This is a genomic window from Clostridium arbusti SL206 (genome assembly GCF_000246895.1).
Taxonomy (GTDB): Bacteria; Bacillota; Clostridia; order Clostridiales; family Clostridiaceae; genus Clostridium_I; species Clostridium_I arbusti.
In genome coordinates, this window is record NZ_BAEV01000209.1 from 1 (window position 1) to 498 (window position 498).

The 498-nt window shown below is 44.2% G+C and carries 1 rRNA gene; it reads right to left on the reverse strand.

The window, feature by feature from the left end:
- A 23S ribosomal RNA gene (locus tag RH99_RS18790) occupies positions 1-498 on the reverse strand; the annotation flags it as partial.

Genomic DNA, 498 nt, shown 5'->3' on the forward strand with positions numbered 1-498 from the left:
ACACGTAGTATACCGGTTGTAGGCACACGGTTTCAGGTTCTATTTCACTCCCCTTCCGGGTTCGTTTTCTACCTTCCCTCACGGTACTGCTTCACTATCGGTCACTAGTTAGTATTTAGCCTTGGGAGGTGGTCCTCCCAGCTTCCCACAAGGTTTCACGTGTCTCGTGGTACTCTGGAATAAATCTAGCAATTTTCTCTTTTAATCTACAGGACTATTACCTTCTGCGGTAGAGCTTTCCAGAACTCTTCGATTAAGATATTATGCATATATGATTTATCCACAACCCCAAGAACAAAGTTCTTGGTTTGGGCTGATTCCGTTTCGCTCGCCGCTACTCAGGAAATCGATATTTCTTTCTCTTCCTCCGGGTACTTAGATGTTTCAGTTCCCCGGGTGTGTCTCTATATACCTATGTATTCAGTATAAAGTACATATCTTTGGATATGTGGGTTTCCCCATTCGGAAATCTCCGGATCACAGGCTATTTAGCGCCTA